24 protein-coding genes and 1 pseudogene are annotated in these 24,013 nt (G+C 67.5%); 15 read left to right on the top strand and 10 right to left on the bottom strand.

The window, feature by feature from the left end:
* The first annotated feature begins 16 nt into the window (after positions 1-16).
* The 3 genes from eccD to eccE all read left to right on the top strand — a co-directional run bounded on the left by eccD (position 17) and on the right by eccE (position 3,827).
* Complete coding sequence (gene eccD / locus ACLP9N_RS06515) at positions 17-1,417, top strand: type VII secretion integral membrane protein EccD (protein WP_442406646.1); 1,401 nt, start codon at positions 17-19, stop codon at positions 1,415-1,417.
* A gap of 62 nt (positions 1,418-1,479) precedes the next feature.
* Entirely contained in the window at positions 1,480-2,829 is a 1,350-nt protein-coding gene (mycP, locus tag ACLP9N_RS06520) for a type VII secretion-associated serine protease mycosin (RefSeq protein WP_442406612.1), read from the top strand.
* A gap of 8 nt (positions 2,830-2,837) precedes the next feature.
* Positions 2,838-3,827, top strand: coding sequence for a type VII secretion protein EccE (gene eccE, locus ACLP9N_RS06525; RefSeq protein ID WP_442406613.1), 990 nt, complete (start codon positions 2,838-2,840; stop codon positions 3,825-3,827).
* On the opposite strand, the gene ACLP9N_RS06530 is transcribed toward eccE, so the two are convergent.
* Positions 3,828-5,006, bottom strand: coding sequence for an alpha/beta hydrolase (locus ACLP9N_RS06530; RefSeq protein WP_442406647.1), 1,179 nt, complete (start codon positions 5,004-5,006; stop codon positions 3,828-3,830).
* 111 nt (positions 5,007-5,117) lie between these two features.
* On the opposite strand from ACLP9N_RS06530, the gene ACLP9N_RS06535 reads away from it, so the two are divergent.
* Positions 5,118-5,903, top strand: coding sequence for a trans-aconitate 2-methyltransferase (locus ACLP9N_RS06535; protein WP_442406614.1), 786 nt, complete (start codon positions 5,118-5,120; stop codon positions 5,901-5,903).
* Here the strand turns inward: ACLP9N_RS06535 and stf0 are convergent.
* Both stf0 and ACLP9N_RS06545 read right to left on the bottom strand, forming a co-directional pair.
* Positions 5,892-6,698 carry a trehalose 2-sulfotransferase gene (gene stf0 / locus ACLP9N_RS06540; RefSeq protein ID WP_442406615.1) on the bottom strand — a complete coding sequence of 269 codons (807 nt, stop codon included), beginning with the start codon at positions 6,696-6,698 and terminating at the stop codon, positions 5,892-5,894. The two genes, ACLP9N_RS06535 and stf0, sit on opposite strands and share 12 nt — an antisense overlap.
* A 94-nt stretch (positions 6,699-6,792) precedes the next feature.
* Positions 6,793-8,175, bottom strand: a complete 1,383-nt coding sequence (locus ACLP9N_RS06545; protein WP_442406616.1) for a sulfatase family protein — start codon at positions 8,173-8,175, stop codon at positions 6,793-6,795.
* A 116-nt stretch (positions 8,176-8,291) separates the two neighbouring features.
* Between ACLP9N_RS06545 and ACLP9N_RS06550 the strand changes: the two genes are divergently transcribed.
* On the top strand, positions 8,292-9,173 hold the full coding sequence (locus ACLP9N_RS06550; RefSeq protein WP_442406617.1) for an SMP-30/gluconolactonase/LRE family protein: 882 nt from the start codon (positions 8,292-8,294) through the stop codon (positions 9,171-9,173).
* On the opposite strand, the gene bluB is transcribed toward ACLP9N_RS06550, so the two are convergent.
* Entirely contained in the window at positions 9,098-9,745 is a 648-nt protein-coding gene (gene bluB / locus ACLP9N_RS06555; RefSeq protein ID WP_442406648.1) for a 5,6-dimethylbenzimidazole synthase, read from the bottom strand. The two genes, ACLP9N_RS06550 and bluB, sit on opposite strands and share 76 nt — an antisense overlap.
* A 133-nt stretch (positions 9,746-9,878) precedes the next feature.
* On the opposite strand from bluB, the pseudogene ACLP9N_RS06560 reads away from it, so the two are divergent.
* Positions 9,879-10,195, top strand: a pseudogene (locus tag ACLP9N_RS06560) (hypothetical protein).
* Here ACLP9N_RS06560 and ACLP9N_RS06565 read toward each other — a convergent pair.
* A complete protein-coding gene (locus ACLP9N_RS06565) occupies positions 10,179-10,661 on the bottom strand; it encodes a hypothetical protein (protein WP_442406618.1) in 483 nt (160 codons plus the stop codon). The pseudogene ACLP9N_RS06560 and the gene ACLP9N_RS06565 overlap by 17 nt on opposite strands.
* 95 nt (positions 10,662-10,756) lie before the next feature.
* Between ACLP9N_RS06565 and ACLP9N_RS06570 the strand changes: the two genes are divergently transcribed.
* Positions 10,757-11,407, top strand: a complete 651-nt coding sequence (locus ACLP9N_RS06570; protein ID WP_442406619.1) for a L,D-transpeptidase family protein — start codon at positions 10,757-10,759, stop codon at positions 11,405-11,407.
* On the opposite strand, the gene ACLP9N_RS06575 is transcribed toward ACLP9N_RS06570, so the two are convergent.
* Both ACLP9N_RS06575 and ACLP9N_RS06580 read right to left on the bottom strand, forming a co-directional pair.
* Complete coding sequence (locus ACLP9N_RS06575; RefSeq protein ID WP_442406620.1) at positions 11,397-11,903, bottom strand: nuclear transport factor 2 family protein; 507 nt, start codon at positions 11,901-11,903, stop codon at positions 11,397-11,399. The two genes, ACLP9N_RS06570 and ACLP9N_RS06575, sit on opposite strands and share 11 nt — an antisense overlap.
* Before the next feature lie 210 nt (positions 11,904-12,113).
* Entirely contained in the window at positions 12,114-12,704 is a 591-nt protein-coding gene (locus tag ACLP9N_RS06580) for a TetR/AcrR family transcriptional regulator (RefSeq protein WP_442406621.1), read from the bottom strand.
* A 38-nt stretch (positions 12,705-12,742) separates the two neighbouring features.
* Between ACLP9N_RS06580 and ACLP9N_RS06585 the strand changes: the two genes are divergently transcribed.
* The 4 genes from ACLP9N_RS06585 (at position 12,743) to ACLP9N_RS06600 (ending at position 17,927) form a co-directional block, all read left to right on the top strand.
* On the top strand, positions 12,743-13,969 hold the full coding sequence (locus ACLP9N_RS06585; protein WP_442406622.1) for a hypothetical protein: 1,227 nt from the start codon (positions 12,743-12,745) through the stop codon (positions 13,967-13,969).
* A 165-nt stretch (positions 13,970-14,134) separates the two neighbouring features.
* Entirely contained in the window at positions 14,135-16,036 is a 1,902-nt protein-coding gene (locus tag ACLP9N_RS06590; RefSeq protein WP_442406623.1) for an Hsp70 family protein, read from the top strand.
* Positions 16,037-16,120: 84 nt separating this feature from the next.
* Complete coding sequence (locus ACLP9N_RS06595; RefSeq protein ID WP_442406624.1) at positions 16,121-17,464, top strand: DUF7159 family protein; 1,344 nt, start codon at positions 16,121-16,123, stop codon at positions 17,462-17,464.
* A gap of 79 nt (positions 17,465-17,543) precedes the next feature.
* Positions 17,544-17,927, top strand: coding sequence for a hypothetical protein (locus ACLP9N_RS06600; protein ID WP_442406625.1), 384 nt, complete (start codon positions 17,544-17,546; stop codon positions 17,925-17,927).
* Here ACLP9N_RS06600 and ACLP9N_RS06605 read toward each other — a convergent pair whose 3' ends face one another.
* Positions 17,928-18,644 carry a DUF3060 domain-containing protein gene (locus ACLP9N_RS06605; RefSeq protein ID WP_442406626.1) on the bottom strand — a complete coding sequence of 239 codons (717 nt, stop codon included), beginning with the start codon at positions 18,642-18,644 and terminating at the stop codon, positions 17,928-17,930.
* Positions 18,645-18,691: 47 nt separating this feature from the next.
* On the opposite strand from ACLP9N_RS06605, the gene ACLP9N_RS06610 reads away from it, so the two are divergent.
* Positions 18,692-19,708: an NADP-dependent oxidoreductase gene (locus ACLP9N_RS06610; RefSeq protein ID WP_442406649.1), complete on the top strand. Its 1,017-nt coding sequence runs from the start codon at positions 18,692-18,694 to the stop codon at positions 19,706-19,708.
* Here ACLP9N_RS06610 and ACLP9N_RS06615 read toward each other — a convergent pair.
* Positions 19,705-20,349, bottom strand: a complete 645-nt coding sequence (locus ACLP9N_RS06615) for a hypothetical protein (protein WP_442406627.1) — start codon at positions 20,347-20,349, stop codon at positions 19,705-19,707. The genes ACLP9N_RS06610 and ACLP9N_RS06615 overlap by 4 nt on opposite strands.
* 252 nt (positions 20,350-20,601) lie before the next feature.
* Here ACLP9N_RS06615 and ACLP9N_RS06620 point away from each other — a divergent pair, with 252 nt between their 5' ends.
* On the top strand, positions 20,602-21,426 hold the full coding sequence (locus tag ACLP9N_RS06620; RefSeq protein ID WP_442406628.1) for a glycoside hydrolase family 16 protein: 825 nt from the start codon (positions 20,602-20,604) through the stop codon (positions 21,424-21,426).
* Between the two features lie 16 nt (positions 21,427-21,442).
* Here ACLP9N_RS06620 and ACLP9N_RS06625 read toward each other — a convergent pair whose 3' ends face one another.
* On the bottom strand, positions 21,443-22,939 hold the full coding sequence (locus tag ACLP9N_RS06625) for a glycosyltransferase family 39 protein (RefSeq protein WP_442406629.1): 1,497 nt from the start codon (positions 22,937-22,939) through the stop codon (positions 21,443-21,445).
* Between the two features lie 35 nt (positions 22,940-22,974).
* Between ACLP9N_RS06625 and ACLP9N_RS06630 the strand changes: the two genes are divergently transcribed.
* Both ACLP9N_RS06630 and ACLP9N_RS06635 read left to right on the top strand, forming a co-directional pair.
* Complete coding sequence (locus tag ACLP9N_RS06630) at positions 22,975-23,280, top strand: hypothetical protein (RefSeq protein WP_442406630.1); 306 nt, start codon at positions 22,975-22,977, stop codon at positions 23,278-23,280.
* Between the two features lie 17 nt (positions 23,281-23,297).
* Positions 23,298-23,969 carry a GAP family protein gene (locus ACLP9N_RS06635; RefSeq protein ID WP_442406631.1) on the top strand — a complete coding sequence of 224 codons (672 nt, stop codon included), beginning with the start codon at positions 23,298-23,300 and terminating at the stop codon, positions 23,967-23,969.
* The last annotated feature ends 44 nt before the right edge of the window (positions 23,970-24,013 follow it).

Raw genomic sequence — 24,013 nt, forward strand, 5'->3', positions numbered from 1 at the left:
GACGTCCGGCGCCGTGATGCCGATCGTGCGCATAGCCATCCTCACCGACAGCAGGCTGACGGAGATGGCCCTGCCTGCGGAGTTGCCGCTGCGCGAAATACTGCCCGCGGTTCAGCGTCTGGCGGGCCCCGCAGCGTCCAACGGAAACACTGACACCGATGCCGGTGCGGCGTCCCAGCTGAGCTTGGCGCCCATCGGCGGCGCGCCGTTCAGCCTGGACGCCAGCCTGGACACCGTCGGTGTCGTCGACGGTGACCTGCTTGCGTTGCGGCCGGTGCCCATCGGCCCGGCCGCGCCCGGCATCGTCGAGGACATCGCCGACGCCGCGATGATCTTCTCGACGTCGCGGCGCAAGCCTTGGGGCACAGCGCATATCCAGCGCGGGGCGCTGGCCGCGGCGATCGTCGTGGCCCTCTTGGTGACAGGTCTGGCGGTCACCTATCGGGCGGCCACCGGCGCGCTGACCGGACTGCTCGCGGTCGCTGCCATCGCGGTACTCGTTGGCGTGACGGGTCTGCTGATCGGCTCACGATCGGCGCGCGCCGCCCAAGCGCTGTCGATCACGGCGCTGGTGCCGATCGCCGCGGTTTTGGCGCTGGAGGTGCCCGGGCGGTTCGGGCCGGCTCAGCTTCTGCTCGCCGCTGCCGGCGCCACCGCGTGGTCGCTGATCGTCCTGATCATTCCCGCCCCGGAGCGCGAGCGGGTCGTCGGCTTCTTCACCGCGGTTGCGGTGGTCGGTGCCGGCGTGTCGTTGGCGGCCGGTGCCGAATTGCTCTGGCAGCTAACGATATTGGCCATCGGCTGCGGGCTTATCGTGGCGGCCTTGCTGGTCACCATCGAGGCGGCGCACCTGTCCGCGCTGTGGGCACGCTTCCCGCTGCCCGTCATCCCGGCACCGGGTGACCCCACCCCGTCGGCGCCGTCGTTGCGGGTGCTCGAGGATCTGCCCCGGCGGGTGCGCGTCGGCGACGCCCATCAGAACGGGTTCATCGCCGCCGCCGTGCTGCTCAGCGTCCTGGGGTCGGTGGCGATCGCGTTGCGCCCCGAGGCGCTCAGTGTGGTGGGCTGGTATGTGGTGGCCGCTACCGCGGTCACGGCGATCCTGCGTGCGCGGGTGTGGGATTCGGCCGCGTGCAAGGCGTGGCTGCTTGCTCAGCCCTACCTGGCGGCCGGTGTCCTGCTGGTGCTCTACGCCTCGACGGGCCGCTACATCGCCGCCTTCGGGGCGGCGCTGGTGCTCATCGCCCTGGTATCGGTGTGGCTTGTGGTGGCGCTGAACCCGCGCATCGCGTCGCCAGAGAGCTATTCGCTGCCCCTGCGCCGGCTGCTGGGCTTTGTCGCCGTCGGTCTCGATGCTTCGCTGATCCCCGTCATGGCCTATCTGGTCGGTTTGTTCAGCTGGGTGCTCAATCGATGATGCGGGCCGTACCGCGAACCGGGTTAGCTCGCCTCACAGCGGTTTTAGCCGCAGGTCTGGGCATGGCGCCCTCGGCATGGGCGATCGGCCAGCCGGTGGTCGACCCCGGCGTGCCGCCGCCGAGCGGAGCACCGGGGCCCGTGCAGCCGATGGAGCAGCGCGGCCCATGCAGTGTCACCGGAATCATTCCGGGTACCGATCCCGGCGCAACGACACCCAGCCAGGCGGTGCTGAATCTTCCTGCGGCATGGCAGTTCTCCCGCGGCGACGGCCAGCTGGTGGCGGTCCTCGACACCGGGTCGCGGCCCAGTCCGCGCCTACCGAATGTCGACCCCGGTGGTGACTTTGTGGAGTCGACCGACGGCCTGACCGACTGCGACGGGCACGGAACCCTGGTAGCCGGGATCATCGCCGGCCAGCCTTCAGATGACGGCTTCTCGGGCGTTGCACCCGGCGCACGGGTGCTGTCCATCCGGGTGACATCGGCCAAGTTCGCGCCCCGGACGCCGGGCGGCGATCCGCAGCTCGCGCAGGCCTCCCTCGAGGTGGCCACCCTGAGCCGGGCCATCGTCCATGCGGCCGATCTCGGCGCCCGGGTGATCAACATCTCCGCGGTAACCTGCCTGCCCGCCGATCGGCCCGTCGACCAGGCCGCGCTGGGTGCCGCGGTCCGGTACGCCGCGGTGGACAAGGACGCGGTGATCGTGGCGGCCGCGGGCAACACCGGGCCGACCGGATCACTGGCCGGCGGAACGTCGTGCGCGTCAAATCCGTTGACCGATTTGGCTCGTCCCGACGATCCGCGCAACTGGGCCGGCGTCACGTCAATCTCCAGCCCGTCGTGGTGGCAACCGTATGTGCTCTCGACGGCTTCGCTGACGCCGGAGGGGCAGCCGTCGAAATTCACCATGGCCGGGCCGTGGGTGGGTGTCGCCGCGCCCGGCGAAAACATCGCGTCGGTGAGCAACCGCGACGGCGGCGGCCTGGCCAACGGCCTGCCCAACGACCACAACCAACAGATCGCTCTCAGTGGCACCAGCTACGCGGCCGGCTACGTGTCGGGAGTCGCGGCGCTGGTCCGCAGCAAGTACCCGGCGCTCACCGCCACGCAGGTGGTGCGCCGGATCACCGCGACCGCGCACAACGGTGCCCGGGCGCCCTCCAACGTCGTCGGCGCCGGCATTGTAGACCCGGTGGCGGCCCTGACCTGGGAGCTACCCGCGAACCCGGAAAACCCGGAAACCCTCGCGCCGCCGGCCAAGACGGTCGCCCTTCCGCCGGCGCCGGCGCCGAAAAACAACGCCCCGCGAACCGTGGCGTTTGTGGGGACCGCCGTGCTGGCCCTGGTCGTCGCGGCCGTGGCGGCGACTACCGGGATTGCCGCGCGCCGGCGAAAGGAGCCCACTCGATGAGCCGAACTATGCCCACCCCTCTCTGGCCAACGAGCGGGAGACTCACCCTGGCGCTGTTGGCTGTGGTGCCCGCGGTGATGGCGTACCCGTGGCGCTCGCCCCGCGACCAATGGGTGCTGGGCATCGCCGTCGCCGTGGTCATCCTGTTGTTCGGCTGTTGGGGCGGACTGCATTTCACGACGATTGTGCGCCGCCGGCTGGCGATGATGCGCCGCCGCGGGGGTCCGGTCCCCGAATCCGAGCCAGCGGCGCGGACCACCGCGCTGCTGCGGCTCGGGCCGCCGGCCGGTGACCAGGACGTGCTCCCGCTGCCGCTGATCGCCGGCTATCTGAACTGCTACGGCATTCGCGCCGACACGATCCGAATCACCGGCCGCACCAACGCATCCGACGCCTGCCAGACCTGGATCGCGCTGACCGTATCGGCCGCTGACAACCTGGCGGCGCTGCGGGCCCGCTCGTCGCGCATCCCGTTGCACGAGACCACCCAGGTCGCCGTGCGCCGGCTAGCCGATCACCTGCGCGAGATCGGCTGGGAAGCAACGGTATCCGGACCCGACGTCGTTCCCCGGCTGCTCGACTCGGCAGGTCGCGAAGCATGGCGAGCAGTGCAGGCCGGCTCGGGTTACCTTGCGGCATACCGGGTCAGCGCGGATGACGCGCTTCCGGGGACCCTCGACGCGATCCTGTCGCAGCCGGCGCGCGAGACGTGGACCGCGCTGGAGATCGCCAGCGCAGGGGGATCGGGAACAAGCCACACGGTCGCGGTCGCCTGCGCCCTGCTGACCGATGCGCCGCCACCGGCAGCGGCGCCGATGCCCGGCCTGACCCCGCAGCGCGGAAACCAGCGGCCGGCGCTCGCGGCATTGGATCTGTTGTCCACCCGGCGGCTCGACGGACACACAAGTGTGCCCGACGATCTGCTGGCAGGGCTGGACTGGCCCACTCCGCTCGCCGGGGCCCATCGGGCACCGCTGGCCGAAGTCGTTAGAACATGACTAAAACATGACCCCGTGCAGGAACGGCGTCATCCGCCGCAGGTAGTCCAGCTGACTCACGTGCGCCACGTGACTGCCGGGGAACCAGTGCAGCGCGCAGTGATCCCAATGCTCCCAAAGCTTTACGGCCTGGTCCGGCGGAGCCATCCGATCGCCCAGCCCGGTGATGATCATCCGGCGGTCCTTGGGGATCACCGGTAGATAGTTAAGTGGGCAGTGATAGGACATCCCGGCGTTCAGCTCGTCGCGATTGATGTTGGCGAGCCGAAGGCCCAGCCCGACCAGTGCGTTGGCCGGGAACCATTCGTCGAACAACTTCGCCGGGGTGACGACGGGACAGTTGGGGATCACGGCCTCGAGCCGGTCTTCGACCGTCGCCAGCAGCGCTGAGGTGTAGCCGCCCAGCGAAATCCCGGTCAGTGCGACGCGTTGGACACCGGTGTGGCGCAGATAATCCACGATGGAGCGGAAGTCGTGCACGGCCTGGGCCATCGACTCGGCGAAACCGCTCAGCCCGCTGGCGAAGTAGCCGTAACCGCTGAAAGGCGAGAACCTTTCGGCCCGCCGGCCGTGAAAAGGCAAGGTGTACAACAGCACGTCGTAGCCCGACCGGTAATACCACGGCAGCGAGAATAACAAACCATTGAGCAGGTAAGACGAACCCATGAAGCCGTGAATAACGCAGAGCGTCGGGCGCGGTCCGTCATCATGGCGCCAGTGCTGCGCATGCACGACGTTATTGGAGGCAAATGCGCTCCACTGCTTTCGCATCGCGGGGTTGACCGCGGTGAAGCTGCTGCGGAACGAGATGTTGTCGACCGTCCCGTTCGCGAGCCACTCGGCGAGCAAGCTGGCCGGCCGCGACTCGACGTCCGGTAATTCGGTCGGGGCCGGAAACGACTTCGCCGTATCCCGCTCGGCCGCCAGCTCGGCGTAGAAGGCCAGATTGCTGCGCTCGCCGCCGGGGTGGCGCATGGCGTTGGCGACAACGGCCGGCGCCACCGTCGCCGACAGGAGCGACGAGGCCGCCGTCCGCAACGCGAGGTCGCCGATCGCGGACACGTCGACCACTGCGCGCTGACGGGGCGACAGATCCGAGCGTCCGGGTAGTCCCTCGGCGCTGGGCGGTACATCTGCGCCCAGGGCTCCTTGGGCACCCTGCGCACCCAGAACAGGCATGTCGGACACACCCGATGGTATCCCGCCTATCCCGCTGAGGCCGCATCACCGGGCGTAATACGGTTTGTCTGTACCAGCGGACTAGCGAGGGTGTTGATCAGGAGGATCGATATGTGGGATCCCGACGTCTACCTGGCGTTTGCCGACCATCGCGGCCGCCCCTTCTACGACTTGGTGTCCCGGGTGGCGACCGAGCGCGCACGCCGCGTGGTTGACCTTGGTTGCGGGCCGGGCCACCTGACCAAGTACCTGGCCAAGCGTTGGCCCGGCGCGGTGGTCGAGGCGCTGGACAGCTCGCCGGAGATGGTCGCCGCCGCCCGCGAACGCGGGATCGATGCCAGCACCGCCGACTTGCGCGACTGGAAGCCCAAGCCGGATACCGACGTGGTGATCAGCAATGCGGCGTTGCACTGGGTGCCCGAGCACGCCGACTTGCTGGTCCGGTGGGCCAGCGAGCTGGCGCCGGGATCGTGGATCGCCGTTCAGCTCCCGGGCAACTTCGAGACGCCGTCACACGCCACGGTGCGCGCGTTGGCCCGTCGCGAACCGTACGCAAAGATCATGGCCGACATACCGTTTCGAGTCGGAGCGGTGGTCCATCCGCCGGCGCAATACGCCAACCTGCTGTTGGACGCCGGGTGCCGCGTCGACGTCTGGGAGACGACATACCTGCACCAGCTGACCGGCGAGCACCCGGTGCTGGAGTGGATCACCGGGACCGCGCTGGTCCCGGTGCGCGAGCGGCTCGACGATCAACGTTGGGAGCAGTTTCGCCAAGAACTGATCCCGCTGCTGGACGACGCCTACCCGCCCCGGGCCGACGGCACGACGATCTTCCCGTTCCGGCGGGTGTTCGTCGTCGCCGAAGTCGGCGGCACCAGCCGATCAGGTAGGTAGCCCCAGCCGCGGCGCCGCCGCACGGTAGCGGACGACCCACTCGTCGGAGCGTTGATCGGCCTGCCGTTGCAGCGCCGGTGGCGGCGCCAGCTGCGGATCCTGCCCGAGTGCCTCGAGAACGCGGCCGACGATCGCGGTCAGGTTGCGCCACAACACCGGGTACGAGATATCGATCGGCGTGATCGACTCCGCGGCGAACCAGGCACGCCAGCTGTCTTCCTGATCGCGCAGGTTCTTGACGATGTGCGCGATGGCGCCGGCGTGGTAGACGGCCCGCGAGTCGCGCTCAGGGTCCGGATGACCCCGCCACACTTGGGTCTGCACGGCGCGCCAGAACGACACCGCCTGCGACACCACATCCGGCCGGTAAATGTGCACGTACACCGGCTCGCTGCCGATCACATCGCGGATCGCCGTACGCAGGCCGTCGCCGGAGCGGTCCGGCAGTCGCGACGCCCGCTCTTCTAACAGCGCCGTCTGGTTCCACATCAGCTTGCCGCCCCAGACGCCGTTGGGTGTGCGGCCGGAACTGCGGATGTGCTCCCGCCAGGCAACGGGGGTCGCGGTGTCCGGCGTGCCGCGCTTCACCAGGGGATCGAGCAACCGCAAGATCGATTCGTCGTCGACGCCGGCAAACCACTCCCGGGGCTGTGGCGCCATCCCGGTGTCCGGCAGATATTGGAAAAACTCCTGGGGTTCCCCGGCGCATCCGCTCGCGCGCAGCGACTCCACCAGTAGGGTGCTACCGCTGCGCTGGGTGGCGACTACCAGGTACGACGTCGCAGGACAGGGCACCGGATGAGCCTAACGGCAACTCATCCCGGTCGGGTTCGGATGAATTACCTTCACACTGAACACAAGCGCACACAATCACCGTTGGCCGGCGAACTCACTCCTCGATGCCGCGGTCGACGGCGAGCGCCGATCGGCTCGTCGGCGACGTGTGATGGATACGCAGATACGTTTCGGCATAGCGCGTCGCGACGCGGGTGCCGGTGAACTCCGACGGGATCACGTCGCCGGTCCGGTGGCGCCAGTCCTGCAGCCGGGCCGCCAGATCGGCGGCGATCGCAGCAATGTCCCGGCTGTGGTCACCGGCAAGCAGGTTGTTGGTTTCGGTGGGGTCGGTGCGCAGATCGTAGAGCTCCCGCTGCGGGCGCGGCGACTTGGCTGACGGCGCGACGGCCACGCCGGACGGGCTCTCCTCGATGTCCCACGGCAGGTCCAGCAGCGGGCGGGGCACATAGTTCTCGATGTAGCTGTATTCCTTCGTGCGGATGGCGCGAATGGGATCGAAGGCGTCGTGATAGGTCTTCGCGGTGTACACGTGGTCGCGCACCGGATCGGTGTCCGGCGCCAGCAGGCTGTGCGCGTGTGACACGCCCTCGATGTCCGTCGGCACGTCGATGCCCAGCAGGTCCAGCAGCGTGGGGACCAGGTCGACGCCGCTGAACAGTTCGTCGTAGACGCGCGGTGGCACCGCCCTGTTGGTGGGCGGGCGCAGCAGCATGGCGATGCCCGTACCGGCTTCGTAGAGCGTGGATTTCGCGCGGGGGAACGCCGGGCCGTGATCGGTGAGGAACACCACCCAGGTGGTGGCGTCCAGGCCGGTCTCGGCGAGCGTGTCCAGCAGCCGGCCGACCGCCGCGTCCGCCGCGGCGATGGACCCGTAGAAGGCGGCCCAGTCCTCGCGCACCTCGGGAGTGTCGGGCAGGTAGTCAGGCAGATCGACGGCCGCGCTGTTCGCAGGTTGGTAGCGTTCCGGCGGGTAGGGCCGGTGGACTTCGAAGAACCCGGCCGTCAACAGGAATGGTTGCCCGGAAATAGCCGGGGCCATCTCCCGCAGCCACCGTTGCGCTTCGTCCACCACGTACTCGCAGTAGGCGTTGGACACGTCAAATTCGTCGTAGCCCAGCCGTTTCGGGTAGGACGTCTCGTGCTGCATACCGAAAAGTGCTGAATACCAACCATTTTCGGACAACAGGTGCGGAAGGGTCCGTACTCCGGCGCGGTATTCCCAGCCGTGGTGAGCCAGCCCGACGAGCCCGTTGCTTTGCGGGTAGCGGCCGGTGAACAGCGACCCCCGCGACGGTGAGCACAGCGGCGCGGTGGCATGGGCCCTGGTGAACAGGATGCCCTCGGCGGCAAGCCGGTCCAGCTGCGGGCTGACGACGTCCGGGTGACCGTAGGCCCCGAGCTGGCGTCCCAGATCGTGCCAATGCACGATCAGCACATTTTCTAGATTGTTGTCGTCGTGTCGGACCGCTGCCACACCATCTCCGTCATCTGGTCATCCCGATCGGCGACGATACCGCAGCCGAATGCGCAGTGCCTGCGATAACGCCGGCGGCTGGAACAATCGGTCGACAGAACAGTGAGGTGCGCGGTATGGACACGATCATCACCGGACTGGGTCTGCTGGAGTCGCCACGTTGGCGCGACGGGCGGCTGTGGGTGGCGGATTGGACGGCCGGACTGATCCGCGCGATCGACCCCGCGGGTGGTGTCCAGATCGTGGTTGAGCACCAGTCGTTGCCACTGTGCTTCGACTTCCTGCCGCACCTGCCAGCAAACGAGGGTTTGGTGCTGACGTCGGGTTCGCAGCGAGCGCTGCTCCGGTTGTCCGGGCACGGCACGCTGAGCCGCTATGCCGACCTGTCGCCGCTGTCGCCGCACAGGTGCAACGACATCGTGATCGACGGCCGCGGCAACGCCTACGTCAACAACGTGAATTTCGACTTCGCTGCGAGGCCCCCTGCCGGCGACGCGGCGCCGGGATTTGTGGCCTTGGTGAGTGATGGGGTCGGCGAGGGACGCGCCCGGGTGGTGGCCGACGATCTGGCGTTCCCCAACGGCATGGCCGTCACCGCGGACAACGCCACGCTTATCGTCGCCGAGTCGTACCGGCACCGGCTGACGGCCTTCGACATCGGCGCCGATGGCGCACTGTCGAATCGCCGGATCTGGGCGGACCTAGGTTCGCACTCACCCGACGGCATCTGCCTGGACCGCGACGGCGCCGCGTGGTACGCCGACGTGGGGGATTGCTGCTGCGTGCGGGTCGCCGACGGCGGCGAGGTCTTGGACCGTGTCCGACTCGATCGCGGCGCCTTCGCGTGCATGCTCGGAGGGCCGGACGGTTCGACCCTCTTCGTGGTCGCCGCGCACTGGCCCGGGCCGCAGCGTTTGAAGGATTACACCGGCTGGGACGGCATGGTGGTCGGCATTCCCGCGCCGGCCGCTTCGGCGGGGTGGCCGGGCGCCGGTTGACCCCATCGGTTCTCGGAGACGAATTCCGCCAGCGGTCGCGCGAAGGCCCAGCCGTCCAATTCCAGGGCCGGCCGATCCGGAAACTCGGGTACCGGGCCCAGACATAGGACGGCCATGGGCTCGGCATCGCCCGGCATCGCCAACAGGGCAGCCAGCCGTCGCGGGTCGAACAGGGACACCCAGCCCATGCCGAGGCCTTCCGACCGGGCTGCCAGCCACAGGTTCTGGATCGCGCAGGACACCGACGCGAGGTCCATCTGCGGTAGCGTGCGCCGGCCGAAGACGTGCCGGTCGCGGTCGTCGCACAGCGCAACCACCAGCAGCTCGGCGCATTCAAGAATGCCCTCGACCTTGAGCCGCAGAAATTCCTCGCCGCGCGGACCCAGCGCCTGTGCGGTGAGTGCGCGCTCGTCATCGACCAGGGCGTGGATGAGTTCGCGGAGCCGCTGATCGGTGATCCGGATGAAGCGCCACGGCTGCATCAAACCGACGCTGGGAGCGGCGTGCGCGGCTTGCAGCAAGCGCGCCAGCACATCCTCGGGCACCACTCCGCCGGGCACGAACCGGCGCATGTCGCGCCGTTCGGAGATCACCCGATACACGGCCCGGCGTTCTTGAGCGGTGAAGACGTGGTCGTTCACAGGGCCATCCTAGAAAGCCTCTAGAAAGCCCGTAGAAAGCCTGGGTTGCCATTAGCGTGACATCGTGCCGACGTTTTCTGAAGTACTCGACCAACTGCCCAATGACCGCAACGTGCGGCGCGTTTACGGGGAGCCCTATGTGACGCCGGACGGCGTCACCGTGATCCCGGTCGCCAAGATCAGGGAAGGCCGGGGTTTCACCGGGATGCCGATCGGCGTGTTCGTCGTCCAGGGAGATGACGCGTATTGAGTACCGGCCGTCGATACCAACCGGATAGCGCTGTCGGGGTGCTCACCGGCCTGCTGGCGGCGGTGATCGGCAGCCTGGCGGTGCTCCGCCAGCCGCCCTGGCCGCGGATCACGTTCACGGGCTATAGGTGACGCCGACCGCGCGGAAGACATATTCGGGCGGCACGTCGAAGGCCAGTGATCGGCGCGGCAATCGTGTCAGCACATCTTCGGGGATGGCGTTTTTGTAGTGCAGCGACAGTTGGCCGCTGAACTTCGGGTCGACATCGGCGACGTCGAGCTCGAGTTGCAGGCCCGTCGACGAGATCTCGGCCGTCGCGGCGCCGGCCTGCGCCTGGTCCCAGCGCACGTCGATAGCCCGGCCGGCCAATTTGGGGACCACCGACAGTGTCCCCAGTACCCGTTGAGAGGTGAACGCCAGCGAACCCACGTAGCTGCCGACACTGCGCGAGGCGCGCAGTCCGGGGATGACGCCGCTGAACCGCCGGGTGACAGCGACGTACTCGGCGAGATAGATGAGTCCCTCCGCTTCGACCTGAGTGCGCAGGTCGGCGGGAAGCTTGCCGATTCCGAACAACTTCCGAACGAAGACCGCCATGAGGCCAGTATGGTCGCGGGCATCACGGCGCAGTGATCTAATCGGGTCTAAAGCTTTACTTGACCCCGGGTTGGCGCCGCCCGACCATAAGTTGTATGCGCGGACTGGTAGCTCTGCTGTGCGCTGTCGCCCTGGGCTGGGCGTCGGTCGCGCTTGCTCCGGAGAGCGGCGCAGCCGCCCCGTGGTTCGCAAACTCGGTTGGCAATGCCACGCAAGTGGTTTCGGTGGTCAGCACCGGCGGATCGAACGCACAAATGGACATCTATCAGCGCACCACCGCCGGCTGGCAGACGCTCAAGACCGGCATTCCCACCCACGTCGGTTCGGCGGGCATGGCGCCGCAGGCCAAGAGTGAGGTTCCGGCCACCCCGATGGGTGTCTACACCCTGGATTCCGCGTTCGGCACCGCGCCGAATCCCGGTACCGGACTGCCGTATACGCAAGTCGGGCCCAACCATTGGTGGAGTGGCGACGACCACAGCCCCACCTTCAACAGCATGCAGGTATGCCAGAAGTCGCAGTGCCCGTTCAGCACGGCCGCCAGCGAGAACCTCGATATCCCGCAGTACAAGCACGCGGTGGTGATGGGCGTCAACAAGAACAAGGTCCCCGGTGGCGGGGCGGCGTTCTTCTTTCACACCACCGACGGCGGGCCCACCGAGGGGTGTGTGGCGATCGACGACGCCACCCTGGTGCAGATCATGCGCTGGCTACAGCCCGGCGCGGTGATCGCGATTACGAAGTAGCCAGGGCGCGGCCGGGCTTGATCTTAAAGTCCATGCCCGCCAACGACATCGTCGCGTCGTAGGTTCTGTCGTAGCCGGTGACGCTGATCTTCCAGCCGTCGTCGGTGCGCCGGTATTGGTCGCGGTAGAACGCCGCGCCGATCAGCATGAAGTCGAACTCCGCCACGATGACCCGGTCCTGCAGGTACCAGGTGCCCGATGCGGTATCGCCGGTCACAATGATTTCGGGATGGGTCACCCGGTGTTCGGTGATGACGTTCGGGCCGAGCGCCGAGCGCATGTAGTCCACCAACTCGGTGCGGTTGGTGAAGTGCAACTCATTGCCGATCGACGGACCGTAGTCGGCCTTGATGTCCTCGGCCAGCGTGTCGGCGTACTCGTCCCAGTGCTTGGTGTCCAGCGCACGCATGTATCGGTACTTGACCTGCTTGATGGCTTCGACATCGGCGAGATTGGCGGCTAAGTCTTGGGGGGTCATCCCGTCATTGCAGCACACCGTGAAAGGTGGGCTGCGGTCAGTCGGACGACTGGGCTTTCGCCGAGATATAAACCACGTTCAACGTTCTGCGGCGTGTCGTGTGCGTGGTTTAAGTGTCGCGATACCAATGGTGCGCGGCCCGACTGGGCTTTCGCCGAGATATAAACCACGGTCATGTTCTGCGGCGTGTCGTGTGCGTGGTTTAAGTGTCGCGATGTCGTACGAGCGTCATTGGAGCACACGGGTCACCATGTCGATCAGCGCGCGTCGTTCCCGGCTCCAATCGATGTCGGCCCCGGTGATGATCTGTACCAGCACCACACCCCGCAGCGTGGCCCAAATCACCTCCGCCACACCAGCATTGGACGGGTCCTCGGTTATCAGCCGGCCCAGCTGGCCGATCGCGGAGTTCATCTCGAGCAGATGCCGCCGCGAGGACTCGCCCGGGCCGCCGCGGGTGGCCCGCAGGATTTCAAAGGCGGCCATCGACATCGGGCTGCTATAGCAACTCCACGCGATGTCGACGACGACCTCGATGCGCTCGCGCAACGGTAGTTCGCTGACGTCGGCCGACGACAGGCTGTCGACCAGCCTGGCCACCCCGTCGTCGACGACGGCCATCAAAAGGCCGTTGCGGTCGCCGAAGTGGTACTGGATGACTCCCCACGTCACGCCGGCGCGTTCGGCCACGTGCTTGGCGGTGGCGGCGGCGAATCCTTCCTCCATGATGCAGCGGACGGTCTCGTCGATGATCTTCGCCCGAGTGTCATCGCCGCGTTTGCGCGGCGCGCTGGTGCGCCGGGTGGGAGCAATGGACATTGTTGACTTTATAACATAGTCGCGTTTATTTTTGGCGGGTGACCCAATCCCGATACGTGCGGCTGTCCCGTTCCGAGCTCGCCGTCCTGGTGCCCGAACTGCTGCTGATCGGGCAGATGATCGATCGGTCCGCCATGGCCTGGTGTATCAGTTCGTTCGGTCGCGAGGAAATGGTGCAGATCGCCATCGAGGAGTGGGCGGGCGCCAGCCCCATCTACACCAGGCGCATGCAACAGGCGCTCAATTTCGAGGGCAACGACGTGCCCACCATCTTCAAGGGCCTGCAGCTCGACATCGGCGCCCCACCGCAATTCATGGATTTCCGTTACACCATCCACGACCGCTGGCACGGGGAGTTCCATCTCGACCACTGCGGCGCGCTGCTCGACGTCGAGCCGATGGGCGAGAAGTACGTCTTCGGGATGTGCCACACCATCGAGGACCCGACCTTCGATGCCACCGCGGTGGCGACCAATCCGCGCGCCCAGGTTCGGCCCATTCACCGACCGCCGCGAGTACCCGCCGGCAGGCAGCCGCACTGTGCGTGGACCGTCATCATCGACGAGTCCTATCCCGAGGCCCAGAGCATTCCGGCGCTGGACATCGTTCGCCAAACCCGTGCCGCGACATGGGAACTCGACCCAATCGATAGATCCGAGGAGGGAAAGGCGGATTACTCGGGTCCGGTGCTGTCCGACTTCGACTTCGACGCTTACTCGCACTCGGCGCTGGTCCGGATGGCCGACGAGGTCTGCCTACAGATGCACCTGCTGTATCTATCGTTCGCGATTGCGGTGCGCGCGCGTGCTGCCGACGACGCCGAGGCCGTCTCGGTCTGCACTCGCGGACTGACCGGCATGGCCGGGCTGGCCACCGAGCGGATCCACCGCGCGCTGGGGTTGCCCGGCGGAGTCGACGGAGCCATGCGGGTCCTCGAGTTGCATCCGCTGCTCAATCCCGCCGGCTATGTGGTGGCCGAAATGGCGGACCACCGGCTGACCGTCCACCGGTCGCCGGCCCACGACGACGACGCCTGGATAACCCTGTGCTCACCCGAATCGGTGCAGCCGCTGCAGGCGATCGCCACCGCCGTGGACCCGCGCATCGAGGTTCGGGTCAGCGGCACGGACAACGAATGGACCGCCGAGCTGGTTGAAACCGATTCCCCGGCAGCCGAATTATCGGAGGTATCGGTGGCCAAGGTCAGCGGTGGAGCGACATTTCAGTTCGAGCCGAGGCGTTCGCTGCCGTTGACGGTGGTGTGAGTCCGACGCGTTCAACGCGTATTTGTCAAGGGGTTTTTGATACCGCTTCGGTGACACAAGCGCATCGGCCACATACCAATGGTATTGCAACCCATCGGCTTTCAGCGTGTCTGCCGTTATGGTTAACGCTGGCCACCGACCCCTGTAGACGAAGGTATTCGCCCTATGTACGACCCTTTTGGGTTGTCGATCGGGACCACGAACCTGGTCGCGGCTCGTGACGGCAGTCCGCCGGTAGCTCGCCGGGCTGTGCTGACGCTGTATCCGCATTGCGCGCCGAAAGTTGGTGTGCCCGCGGAGGATCCGGGCTTGATCGAGCTCGGAATGCCGATGAGCGGCTTTGTCGAGCGCATTGGCGGCTCCGTGGCGCTGGTGTCCAGTGACGGGTCCAGTCACGACCCCGACCTGTTGATGGTCGAGGCGCTGGACGCGATGGTGGTTGCCGCCGGTGCCGATTCGGGTTCGTCGGAGATGGCGATTGCCGTTCCGGCGTACTGGAAGCCGCCGAAGATACAGGCGCTGCGCAACGGTTTACGCACGCACGTGGGCTTCGTCCGCAGCGGCATGGCGCCGCGCCTGGTCTCGGACGCGGTCGCATCGTTGACGGCGGTCGAATCCGAGTTGGACCTCACCGACGACGGTGTATTCGGGCTGCTCGACTTCGGCGGCGGTGGTACGTCCGCCACCTTGCTGGAGGCTTCGAATACCGGGGCCGAGTTCGAACCCATCAGCGCCACAATGCGTTGCGTGGACTATTCCGGTGACGAGATCGACCACGCGTTGCTGCTTCGGGCCTTTGAGGAACTGGGCCACGGCAGCAGTATCGACCCGGCCAGCACCGCCGGGGTCGGGCAACTCGGCCAGCTCAGGGACCAGTGCCGTGCCGCCAAAGAACGGTTGTCCACCGAAACCGTAACCGAATTGGCCGGTGAGCTCGGGGGGCGCCGGTGCAGCATGGCGGTGACTCGAGACGAGCTCGAAGACCTGATACAGGACCGGCTGAACAGTTTTATCTACGCATTCGACGACATGCTGAGGCGCAATAAGAAGACCTGGGCAGATCTTGCGGCGGTGGTCGCGGTCGGCGGCGGTGCCAGCATTCCCCTTGTCACTCAACGCCTTTCAAGACACGGCCGGACAACGGTCCTGACCGTGCCGCAGCCCGCGGTCGCGGCGGCGGCCGGCGCGTTGGCGCTGGCCTCGCGTGGTGAAAAGCTGGATATGCGGACGCGGTCGTCCATCGGCCTGTTCACGGCGGCCGCCGGTAGCGGCGCCATCGAATTGCCGGCCGGCGACGTGCTGGTCATCGACCACGATGCCATGACGGATCGTGAGTTGGCCTGGTCGCAGACCGAATGGGGCCAAGTGCCGGCGCGGTTCGCCGACCACTCCTACGACGAAGACGGTGCCGCCGGCTGGTCGATGCGCCTGCCCGTGCTCGACCCGCCCAGAGAACCGGCGTGGCGCCGGCTTCGGTTGTCGCAGTTCGTCATCGGCCTGTGTGCCCTGGTGGCCATGACCGCGATCGGCGGCGTGGCCTACACGTTGACCGGCATAGAAAACCGCCAGGCACCCGTCGTTCCGACCGTCGCGCCCCGGCCGGCGCCGCCGCCCAGCTCCGTGCTGCCCACCCCCGTCCCACCGCCCCCGTCGGCCGCGCCGGTGCCCAGCGTCGCACCGGTCCCCAGCAGTGAGCCACCGCCGCCGCCACCACCGCCGTCGTCGCCACCACCGCCGCCGCCGGTGGTGGTAACCACCGCGCCTCCACCGCCGGTGGTAACCAGGACGCCGCCGCCTGCGCCGCCGCCTACGACGGCCATGACCACGACGCCTCCGCCGCCGCCGTCTGCGACGACGACCACACCTCCTCCGCCGCCGACCACCACCACGACCGTGCCGATGACGACGGAGTGGATCCACGTCCCGCTACTGCCGGTGCCGATACCGGTTCCGGTGCCGAAGAATCAGGCTCCCGCGAACCCGGCTCCGCAGTACCCCCAATACCCCCAATATCCGGGTGGCGGCGGGTACTCGCAGAACCCGTTCTCCGGGTCCGGCTCCTACTGACGCCTCGATCGCGGCGTCCTCAGCGAGTCCGGCCGCACGCGGGTAGCGTTGGTGTATCCGCGTTTGGGGGGATTCGGAGAGCAAGTGGACATCGTACTTGGGGTATCGATGGCACCCGCGACGCTCCGCCTGCTGCTTATCGAGGGCGAGAACGCCGACGGTGCCACCGTGGAACAGGACCACATTGAGGTGGCTGCTGCCGATCAGGTGGCCGCCCAGGTGGTCGCCGCGATCGTCGGCACCCGCGAGGGCGCGGTCGCGGCCGGCCACCGGTTGACGTCCATCGGTGTGACCTGGGCTGACCCCGCGGATCCCGCCGCGGTTGGCGTGCTGCGCGACGAGCTCGCTGCCCGGGACCTCGGCGGCGTGATGCTGGTCTCCCCGCTGTTGGCCGCTGCCGCGCTCGCACAGACGGTGGGCTCCTCGATCGCCTACGAGCGCATTGCCATGTTGTTCGTGGAGCCCAAGAACGCGACGTTGGCCGTCGTCGAGGTCGCCGACGGGTCGATCGCCGAACTGCACCGGCAGCCACTGCCAGCCGGGCAGAGCGCCTCTCGGCGGGCGGCCCACCTGGCGACGATGGTTGCCGGCCTGGATGCGCGGGGATCGCGGGCGGACGGCGTGTTCCTCATCGGCTGCGGGGCCGACATCGTCTCGATCAAGCCCGCACTCGAGGCGGTGACTTCACTTCAGGTCAGCGCGCCCGAGGAGCCAGACATGGCGCTGGCCCGCGGGGCGGCGCTGGCGTCAGCGAACGCGCCGCTGTTCTCCTCGTCGACGGCCGCGCTGGCCTATGCGCTGGATCCGGCCACGGGTGAGATGAGCCCCGGCGCTTTCGGTCCGACCAACCTCGCCTACAGCGCCCTAGAAGAGGCCCTAGAAGAGGAAGCCGACGAAGACGAGGGCTCACCGAGGCGGACGTCCTTCCTGGTGGCCGGCAGTGCGCTCGCCGCGATCTTCGCCGTCGTGGCCGGGGTGCTGCTCGTTTCGCTGACCGCTGACCGGCCGTCCGCCGCACGGCAGCACCCGCGGGCCAGCGTTGCCAATCCGGCGCAAGTCCCATCCCAGCTGCCGCAGGCGCAGCTGCCCGCGCCCACCTCGCCGCCGCCCCCGCCGTCCCCGCCGCCTGCCCCGACGGCGGTCGCCGCCCCGCCGCCCCCGCCCGCGTACACCGCGCCCGCCGCACCACCCGCGCCCCAGGTCCGTCGCGCACCGACCCCGCGCGCACCGGCGTCCGTACCGAGCCCGGTGCCGCAGGCCGCGCCGACCCCGGCTGCACCGCCCCCGGCCGCGCCGCCTCCCCAACCCGCACCTGCCGCGGTGCCCACGCGCCCGCCGATGACGATGTACCTGCACTTCCCGTTCGTCACGGTCCCGATCCCGATCACCCCGCCACCCCCGCCGCCGCCTCCGCCGCCGGCGCCTTAGGCCTTCAGCGAATGTGCGTGGCGGACGGTGTCGACTAAGCGCACACTGGCAATATCGGTATGAGCGGTAGGGAGGTCGCGTGGGCGAGTACGGTGCGTTCGGATTTGATCCCGAGGATTTGGATCGAGTGATCCGGGAGGGCAGCGAAGGACTGCGCGACGCGTTCGAGCGGCTCGGCAGGTTCTTGGGTGGTCCCGGCGCTCGAACGGGCTGGTCGGCGGTGTTCGAGGACCTGTCACGGCGCCCGCGGCCCGGACCGGAAACCACCGGCGAGGCCGGTGACGGGGTGTGGGCCATCTACACGGTGGACGCCGACGGCGGCGCCCGCGTCGAAGAGGTCTATGCCAGCGAACTCGATGCGCTGCGGGCAAACAAGAACAACGTTGATCCGAAGCGAAAGGTGCGTTTCCTGCCGTACGGCATCGCGGTCAGCGTCCTCGACGACTCCGAAGAGTCGGCCTAGTCAGCCCTGCTGCACGACGTTCCCTGCGCCGGACTTGCTGATCTTCGGCGAGCCCGTGTGGTAGGTGATCTTGTTGTTGAAACCGGAGGCGTCGATGGTGTCGACGGCATCGACCGTGATCGCGTTCTGCACGCCGGACACCGTGAGGCTTGTGCAGTGGCCGGTGATCACGACCGTGTTCGAGACCCCGCTGACGTCGACGGTGTTGTCGTTGCATGCGATCGTCTGATTCTCGTTGATGCCCGCGACGGTGAGGTTGCCGCCGGGGGGTGGCGTCGATGGCGCGGCGCTGGGACTGCTCGGGGTTAGCCTGGGCAATGTTTTGGGCGACGTCCTGGGCGCTGTAGTGGTCCGGGAGATGCTGGGAGGAGTCGAGAGCACGACCGACCCGGCGCGGGAAAACTGGTGGGCGGCAAAGGCGGCGATGCCCCCGACGAGGGCCAGTATGCCAATCACCAGCACCGCGCCCAAGATCCACCACACGCGGTTGCCCGAGGGTGGTCGCGGCGAAGTCCCGGGGAACGCACCGCCGTAGTTCAACGGGGGCGGCGGGATCGGTGCGCCGGCCCAGGGTGACGCGTAGGGGTCGGACGAACCAGGCGGATAGTTGTAACCGCCGGGCGGTTGCGTGCCGCCGAGTTCGGACGCGCGCGCCGCGTCGGACAGTGGCTGCTCCAGCTCCCGGATCCGTCGTTCCGGGTCATCCTCTGCGTTCATGCACAGATGCTCCCATCGGATCGTGGCCAATGGGTAGTTTCAGCACTGTGCCCGACTTGCCGAACCGCCAAATCTTGTTGCGTCGCCGCCCGACGGGGCTGGTGCAGCCCGATGACACCGAGCTGATCACCTCGCCGGCGCCCGAGCCGGCCGAGGGCGAGGCGCTGGTCCGAACCACTTACGTGGGCATCGACGCCGCCGCGCGCACCTGGCTCGACGGGCAACCGGGTTACCTCCCGCCCGTCGAACTGGGCGACGTCATCCGGGCCGCCGGGATCGGCGAGGTGGTGGCGTCGCGCTGCGACGCCTATGCCGTCGGTGACGTGGTCACCACGCTGACCGGATTCCAGGAGTACGTGATCGTGCGCGACGATCTCTTCACCACACCCGTCCCGGGGCGGGGCCCGGACAAGCTGGACCAGCTCGCCGTGATGTCGGTGTATGGCCCGACCGGCGCCACGGCCTACTTCGGGATGACCGGCATCGGCCGGCCCCAGCCCGGGGAGACGGTGGTCGTGTCGGCCGCGGCGGGCGCCACTGGGTCGGTGGCGGGGCAGATCGCCAAGATCGCCGGCGCCCGCGTGGTCGGTATCGCGGGCGGACCGGAGAAGTGCCGGGCGGTGGTCGAGGATTTCGGCTTCGACGCCTGCATCGACTACCGCGAGGACGGCCTGCCGGCGGCGCTCAAGACGCACTGCCCCCGCGGGGTCGACGTCTACTTCGACAACGTCGGCGGGCCGATCCTCAACGCGGTGCTGGGCCGGCTGGCGCACAAGGCACGGGTCGTGCTCTGCGGCGTCATCTCCAGCTACCTGACGGGCGAGCACCCGGGTCCGGCCAACTACGTGAACCTGCTGGCCAAGTCGGCGCTCATGCAGGGGTTCAACGCGCTGGAGGAGTGGAGCCGCTTCGACGAAGCCTTCGCCGCACTACATCAGTGGGAGTTGGACGGCCGGCTCAAACACCGGCAGACCATCTTCGAGGGCATCGAGTCCTGCGTCGACGCCCTCAACGGCCTGTTCACCGGCGCCAACATCGGCAAGATGCTGGTCCGGCTCAGCTAGCTCTCACCCAGAGTGCGGTGCAGCGCCTTCTTGGCTTCGGTCAGGGCTTCCAGGACCTTGGTTTGGGTCTCGGCGAGCTGTTGCTTCTGCTCGTCAGTGCCGGTCCAGGTGATCGTGCGGGCCAGTCCGGCGAGTTCGAACAGCTCCCTGCGGATCTTGAACACGTCGCCGAACTGAGCTGCCCGCGCCAAAAACGCCTGCGCGGTCTCACTGCTGATGCCCCGCCACGCCAGAAAGTTCTTGCCGAACTCGGTGAGCGTGGCCACGCCGTTGTCGACCGTTACCGCGCCCCGGCCGGCGAGCAGTCCGATGGCAAGCTCCGCGATCTCCCGCGGAGGGGTGAACGCGCCGTCGGTCTTTTCCGACACCCGCTGCACGACCTGCGCGGCGTCGGCCGGCCCGTCGAGCAGCATCGCGGCGGTCGCCAATGCGGCCCGCTTCAGGCGCCATGGGCCGTGTTTGCCGAAGGGGCCAGAACCGTGACCCCCAAAGCCCGGGCCGCCGCCGCCATGGCCCCACCCGGGGCCGCCAAAGCCAGGCCCACCGAAGCCGGGCCCGCCAAAGCCCGGCCCAAACCCGGGGCCACCGAAACTGGGCCCCCCGAAGCCGCCGAAGCCGCCGAAAAATCCGCCACCAGACATCGCTGTCGTTTCCTTTCCATGAGCTCCATGTGGAGTATCAACTTCCTTGATACCACCGACTCCATTAATGTCAACCAACTTGATGCTGGCCAGCAGCTGATATCGTCGCTTGCTTGTGCAGAGACAGATCGTCGCCGCACGCCCTTTAGCGGGATGCGCTGCGGGTCGGCGAGTGGTTTCATAACACCGTTTACGGAAGTTGTTGGGGGGATGACGCCGAGGCCGGCGTCCTGGTCGATTGGTGGTATGTGAATGGATCGTCGCAGCATGTTGACGATGGCGGGGATGGGCATGCTTGCGGCTGCGATCCGCGTCCCGGAGGCCCACGCCAACCCGACACATCCGGCGCCGCCGGACGCACCGTCCGCGGGCGGGCCATACATCTTCCAGGACGAATTCGACGGCCCCGCGGGCTCGGCTCCCGACCCGGGCAAGTGGACGATCCAGACCTGGCAGGACGACGTGTTCCCGCCGGTCGCGGGGATCTATCGCGACGATCGCCGGAACGTGTTCGTCGACGGCAAGTCGAATCTGGTCCTCTGCGCCACCCAGGAGAACGGGGACTACTACAGCGGCAAACTGCGCGGCAACTTCCGCAGCATGATCAACCAGACCTGGGAAGCGCGAATCAAGCTGGACTGTTTGTTCCCCGGCCTATGGCCCTCGTTCTGGGGTGTCAACGAGGACCCGCTGCCGGACGGCGAGGTCGATATCTTCGAGTGGTACGGCAACGGCGCGTGGGCCCCGGGGACCACGGTTCACGCGGCCTCCAACGGAAAAACCTGGGAGGGCAGATCGATCCCGGGTCTGGTGGACGGCGGTTGGCACACGTGGCAAATGCATTGGGGCGAGGACGGGTTCCACTTCTCGCGCGATGGGGCACCGTACTTCAGTGTCCCCAACAAACCCATCAAGGTCCACGGTGGCGCGCCGGACGACTTCCGGTGGCCGTTCAACAATCCCGGCTACTGGATGACTCCCATGTTCACGCTCGCCGTCGGTGGGGTTGGCGCCGGTGATCCCGCCGCGGGTACCTTCCCGGCGGCCATGCTGGTCGACTACCTCCGCATCTGGTAACGCATCTGGTAGCGGGTCACCGGGTCGCCTTGATCACCTGAACCAGGTTGAATTGCCAGCGTTCGACGAGCCGGAAGCCCACGTCGTGTGGAACGGCGAACGCTGGTGTCGCTCCGTAGAGCGGGCCGGGCGGCAGCGCCGCCCCCTGCTCGTGGGCCGGCATCGAGTTGTCGGCTTGGGTGATGATCCACACGACGCCGCAGTGGCTCAACGGCTTGGCGACGACCTCTGGGATGAGGTTGGTGTCGAAGACGTCGTTGCGGTCGGTGGCCCGTTGCCACAGGGTGAGATCGATCAGCTTCCGATAGGCATCGGGGCGTGCCGCCATCAACGGCCGCATCGGGGCGGGCATGAATGTAACTGTGTCGTTGACGAGCAAGCAATCGCCCGGCGCTGCCTTCGCGGTGATCAGGTCGGCAACCTGGCTGTAGTCCATGTCGTATTTGGCATACGGATTACGTTGCGCGCGAATATAATTCGGAGCCGCCGCTAACGCGAACAGGCTGACCAGGGCCGTTGCCACCCATGGTTTGACGGCCAGGGCTCCGATACAGACGCCAAGGACCAGTGCCATCGCCGGCGCGGTGAAGGACAAGTACCGCGGCGTGTAGATGGGGTGGACCGCGGCCGACCAGATCACGATCAGGGCGGTCGGTATCACCAGCCATGCCGCGGCCAAGGTCAGCAGCTGCCGATCCGTCGTGGACTGTTTCGCGGATGTCCAGCGCCACAAAACAATAGCCGCCACCACGACCAGCGCCGACAACACCGCGAACGGCGGACTTCGCTCAAAGTACTGCTGCACCAGCACATCTTCGATGGTTCGGCGCCCGATTGGTGCGATCCATTTGATCTGTTGCACCTGTCCGACGACCTCGAACACGAACGGCGCCAGGGCGCAAACAGTCAGACCTGAGGTAACGGCGAATCGGATCAGGACCGTTCGAGTGCGCCGGAAGGTGCACATGAAGGCGACGTGCGCCAGCAACACCAGCGCCAGATACATGTCGAGCAGGATCGACAATGCCAGGGCGACCCCGTAAGACAGCCAGCACCAACGGCTTTCACGCCGCGCGGCGACCACGAGCAGCACGGCCAGCCACACGGCCGCCATCATCGACATGGCGTACGGGCGGGCCTCGACACCCGCCCACGTTGTCCGGGGCAGGATCCCGCAGAGGACTCCGGCGCTCAAAGCGACGGTGCGCGACGAGAATTGCTTGCCCAGCAACACAATTCCCGCCGCGGCGCCTCCGACGGCCAGACCGCTGGGCGCACGTGACCAGAACTCCGTGGGCGGGAAGATCTGGAACCAGCCGTGCATGAACAGGTAGTACAGGCCGTGCACCGCGTCGACGTTGCCCAACATCTGCCACAGCTGACCAAGGGACCGGCTATACGAGGCGGAAATCGTGGCGGCCTCGTCGTACCAGAAAGACGGGCGGGCGGCGCCGGCCAGACTCACCGCGGCGGCCAGCACTCCGACGATCAACGGGTCAAGACGCCGCGACACACCGTTATGGTGCCACTCGAACGTATGATCGACTGATGGCTCCGCTCGGGTCGATCGGGTACAACGGTCAGCCGGTCCGCAGCCCGTTTCGGGTGGTGCGCCCACCGATCACGGTGCTGGTCGACTTGACGGTGGTCTTCCCGCGCGAGCCGCACCGCTCGGGCCGGTATCAGCCCAATGGTCTGCAGCTGCACAAGGTGGTGGAAGGGCGGCTGAGCTGTTGGGGCATCTGCGAGCAGGGCGATTGGTGGGGGCTGGTGACCTACCCGATCGTCTACGGATCCCAGCGGAAAACCGTGACGCACTGGATACCGGCCTGGACGCTGCGCCGGAAGGGCTAGTAGGCGATGATGCTGCCGTGACAGGCAACTGGGTTTCTGTGCTGACCAAGCTCATTCCGCTCGGACTGGTTATCGCGCTCTCACCGATCACTGTCATTCCGGCGGTGCTGGTCCTACACGCGCCGCGGCCGAGGCCCGCCAGCCTCGCCTTCCTCACCGGCTGGGTGCTGGGCCTCGTCGCGCTGACCGCGGTGTTCGTCGGGGCGTCCGACCTGCTCGGGGGTCTGCAGCAGGCGCCGCCGCGGTGGGCGTCCTGGCTGCGGGTGGTCCTGGGGTCGGCGCTGCTCGCGTTCGGCGTCTTCACCTGGCTGACCCGGCATCGCCAACGCAAGACTCCGGCGTGGTTGCGTTCGTTCTCCAAACTCACGCCCGTGCGTGCGGGGGTGACCGGGGCGGTGCTGGTGGCGCTACGACCCGAGGTGCTGATCCTGGGCGCGGCGGCCGGCTTGGCGATCGGTACCGGCGGGCTGAGCGCCGCGGCCGCCTGGACATCCGGCCTCGTCTTCGTCGTCGTCTCCGCATCGACGGTTGCCATTCCCATCTTGGCGTTTATCGCGGCCGGCGACCGCCTCGACGACGTGCTGGAACGGCTCAAAGTCTGGATGGAAGAAAACCATGCCGCGATGATGGCGGTCATTTTGGTCGTGATCGGCTTGCTTGTCCTCTACAACGGAATTCACGCACTGTAGCAACGCGGTTTATGGGCGTAGCGGCGGCGCCAATGGGAAGATTG

The sequence above is a fragment of the Mycobacterium sp. genome (genome assembly GCF_052144515.1).
In the GTDB taxonomy this organism is placed as follows: Bacteria; Actinomycetota; Actinomycetes; order Mycobacteriales; family Mycobacteriaceae; genus Mycobacterium.